Annotated in this window: 3 protein-coding genes and 1 pseudogene; 2 read left to right on the forward strand and 2 right to left on the reverse strand. The window is 70.8% G+C overall.

Translation table 11 applies throughout. The features are described 5' to 3' along the window. Window positions 1-648 (forward strand): annotated as a pseudogene (locus tag D7W81_RS40500) (hypothetical protein); the annotation flags it as partial. Between the two features lie 76 nt (window positions 649-724). Continuing rightward, complete coding sequence (locus D7W81_RS40505; RefSeq protein WP_120560653.1) at window positions 725-1,444, forward strand: hypothetical protein; 720 nt, start codon at window positions 725-727, stop codon at window positions 1,442-1,444. Between the two features lie 8 nt (window positions 1,445-1,452). Here the strand turns inward: D7W81_RS40505 and D7W81_RS42160 are convergent, their stop codons facing one another. Further along, window positions 1,453-2,088, reverse strand: coding sequence for a hypothetical protein (locus D7W81_RS42160; RefSeq protein ID WP_147445816.1), 636 nt, complete (start codon window positions 2,086-2,088; stop codon window positions 1,453-1,455). Between the two features lie 335 nt (window positions 2,089-2,423). Beyond that, window positions 2,424-3,385, reverse strand: a 962-nt coding sequence (locus D7W81_RS40515; RefSeq protein WP_147445817.1) for a sigma factor, incomplete at its 5' end; no start/stop codon positions are given.

Here is a 3,385-nt window from a genome sequence, read left to right on the forward strand (position 1 = left end):
CCCCTGTCCCGCACCGGCGGGGACACGTCCCCTCCGCCCCATGTCCCGGTGTCCCCAGTCGTCCGCAAGGCGCGGCCGACGTGGATGGAGGACGACGTGCCGAGCCCGGACAAGGTGTTCTTCGCCTGGACCCAGGAGGAGCGCTGCCGTCGCTTCCCGGGGGCCATACCCGAGGCGCCCCCGCCGGGCTGGGCCACCTGGTACGCGGGCGCGCTGGCCGCCGTCGGGAGCGACGAGGCACGCCTGCGCGCGGCATGGATTACTTGGCTGGAGGACGCCTGGGGGCAGTCCCGCCAGCCGGTGTGCGCCGCGAGAGCCTTCGTCAGCCCTGAGGTATGGCGCCGGCACGTCCCGGGCCAGGGCACTGCGGCCGCGCCTGCTGAGGGCCCGGCGCTGCCCGCCACCGAGGCGGGCGCCGCCTGGGGCCAGGTGCTGGCCGCGCTCCACGCGGACGGCAAGCGCTACGTGGCCGAACAGCTCACGCGCCTGAGCCCGACGCTGGAGGGCGACATGCTCGTCCTGGAGGCGCCGGACAGGTTCGCAGCGGCGCTCGTCCAGGACGACTACCTGCCGCTCATCGAGTCCGCGCTCGCGCGCCTCGACGTCCCGGCTCGCTCCGTCCTCATCCACGCGGCGGGCACGCATTGAGCTCCGCCCCCGCTTTCACCCTCGCGCAGCTCCCGCGTGAGTCCACCCCGCAGCACCACCAGCAGGAGGCAGCACCATGAACGCAGGCACCGAGACAGGCATTGGACTGGGGCAGTTGGAGCGCAGCCGCGACGTGAAGCGACTGCACGAAACCTTCCTAGAGGCGTTGGATAGGCGTGACGGCGCGGGCGACCCGCTGCCGGAGTGGGAGGACGTGCCATCACGCGAGCGCCAGGCGTGGCGTGCAGTGGACGTGCTGGTCCGCCTCCGTGTGGAGCAGGCGGAGACGCAGCTGGGATTGGTGCGGTCGGAGCGCGACGCCCTCGTGGAGGAGGTGAAAGCGCTGCGCTCGCAGGTCCGCTACCTGGAGGTGCTGCGCAACCAGGACGACTTGGAGACGAGGCGCGCGAAGCTGGAGCTGGAGGCGCTCCGTGGTGCGCGCCGACGGCATGCCACCCCGCCACCGAGCGTCCAGCCTCTGGTTGAAGCGGCCCAAGACTCCGTCCCCACCGATGCCACCGCGACCCTCGTCTCCGTGAAGGTGACGGCGGTGGCGCCCGACGAAGATGGCGGAGGACTCTACCTCGCGGTGGAGCACGGCCTGCACGAGGCCCACCAGGGAGCCACCGTGCGCCTCAAGGGCACGAAGGCGACGGCGGAGGTGGCGAGCGTGGAGCCCACGGCCTCGCTGCCCATCTTCATCAGCTTCCACTCCCCGGACTTCGCGCCGAAGGAAGGGGATGTGCTGGAACTGCTGCCGAAGCCGGGCGACGAGCTGCCCGCGCGCATCGCCTGACGGCTACGTCACTTCGGGGGTCGGAACGCGCCTTGGTGGACGAGAGCCTGAGGCCCTTCGTGACGTGCGAGGGGCTTCAGGGTCTTACGCAGCGCAGTTTCACAGTCGACACGCCGCTGTTTTGCCTCCTCCCCAAAGAGGCGCCCCCATGCGTAAGGCATTGTGCCTGGCTGTGTATCAAGAGACATCGCGAACAAGCCCGCCGCAGAGAGCGTTTCTGCTCGTTCCATCCAAACGGCCTTAAGAACTTCCTCGACGTCGTTCGACAAGTGAAGCTCAGCAAGCCCCCAGGCATCAAGGAAGGCATCGCTAGCCTCACTTATCCGCTTGAACTGGTCAGCATTGGCTCTGTTGTAGGCGTCGCTACTGTCTCTCCTGTTCGCCTCCTGCGGCTCAGCTCCCCCGGAGTCGCCACCCCGAATAACGGGGTTTGCTAACGCCTCCAGCTCACGCATCAGGCGGAAACCGGCGATCCAAAGCTGTTGCGCAACCGCCCCCGCATTCTCTTCGCGCTTTGTCTCCCGAAACTGTCGAAGAGCTGTGGGAAGAGCAGAGCGGGCCGCCCAGACGGCAGCCCCAACTGCGGCAAATGTCCCGAGCCCGGCAAGCATACTTCCCAGCGCTGCCCAATCGTTCGCGTCCATTGAGCCTCCGTCAGAGGGCTCTTAAGCGAAGGCGCATCAGGACGAAAGCCCAGGACCCACACAACGCGCACACAGCACGAGCCAGCGCCTTACGAAGCGTCCCCCGCGCGTCTTCTCCTCCAACTGAATAGAGCCCTCGCGCGGGGCCACCTGTGCACCGCACCGGCAGCGCCCGGCGCGGAGATTGGGGCGCCTGCCTTGCTCAGCGCTCGCGCACTCCAGGTGCCGCGTGCCGGTGGCGGCGAAGTACTCCACGTGCTCGCCCTTGAGGATGCGCCCGCCGCACCCGGCGGCGGTGCAGGTACCCGCCTTCTTCGCGACGATGGTGGGCACCGCTACGCGCCCCACGCTGACGGGCGGCGGGACTCCACGCGCAGGAGTTCCAGGCCGAGCTGGTCCCCCCGCCCCGGGATGCGCGGCCGCGCATCCCGGGGCTCGGCCGCGCGACGCTGGCGCAACTTCCCCGCAGCGCGCGCGGGCAACTCCGGCCCGAGCCCCTTGGCGTCCATCACCTCGCGCATCCGCTTCAGGGCCTGCCGATGGAGCCTCAGCACCTCGTCCTCCGAAAGGCGCAGCTCCTGGGCCACGGTCCGCGCCGCTGGTTCCGTGCCTGGGGGGCGCCCGTAGCCCGCAAGCTTCTGCGCCACCACGCGCTGCAGCCGGGGCAACTGGTGCAGCGCGGTGAGGGCCGCCTCACGCTCGGCCACGTGCTGGTGGCGCGCGGCCGTCGTGTCCACCAGCCCCAGCCGCGTCTCCGCGTTCGCTGCAGCGTCCGGACGCCCGTCCTCACCGGCAAGGAGTTGGTCCAGGGAGACGGTGGAGATGGAGCCCTCCCCCAGCGTCAGGATGGAGGCCTCGTCCAGGCCCTGGGCGCGCAGAGCGGTTGACACCGGCACGCCCTCCTTCCGCGCCGCCTTCTTCGCCCGCCGCAGCCGCTTCAGGGCGTGGTCCGTGACGTGGACGGCGTTGCGCTCCCCCGCCGCGTAGCGCTCCATGGCTTGGCGAGCCAGGCGCAGCACGTAGGCCGGGTAGAGGCAGCGGCCCGGCGCGAGGCCCGGGGTGAAGCGGCGCCAAGCCTTGAAGGTGGCCACCTGCCCCTCCTGCTCCAGGTCCTCCGCGGACACCTTCCAGCGGCGGGCGACGGAACTTGCCGCGCGCACCAGGTGCGGACGCACCAGCACGGCGAGGCGGCCCGCCGCGCGACGCTGCTCCGGGCAGCCGTCGGGCAGCTCGCGCAGCAGGTGCAGCAGCGCCTCCATCTCGTCGTCAGGGTTGGGGGCCGGCGGCGGGCCGGGCG

Origin of the sequence: Corallococcus aberystwythensis (assembly GCF_003612165.1) — a bacterium.
In the GTDB taxonomy this organism is placed as follows: Bacteria; Myxococcota; Myxococcia; order Myxococcales; family Myxococcaceae; genus Corallococcus; species Corallococcus aberystwythensis.

Coding starts and splice junctions, on each gene's coding strand:
- D7W81_RS40505 (WP_120560653.1), top strand. CDS start 725: ATGAACGCAGGCACCGAGACAGGCATTGGACTGGGGCAGTTGGAGCGC.
- D7W81_RS42160 (WP_147445816.1), bottom strand. CDS start 2,088: ATGGACGCGAACGATTGGGCAGCGCTGGGAAGTATGCTTGCCGGGCTC.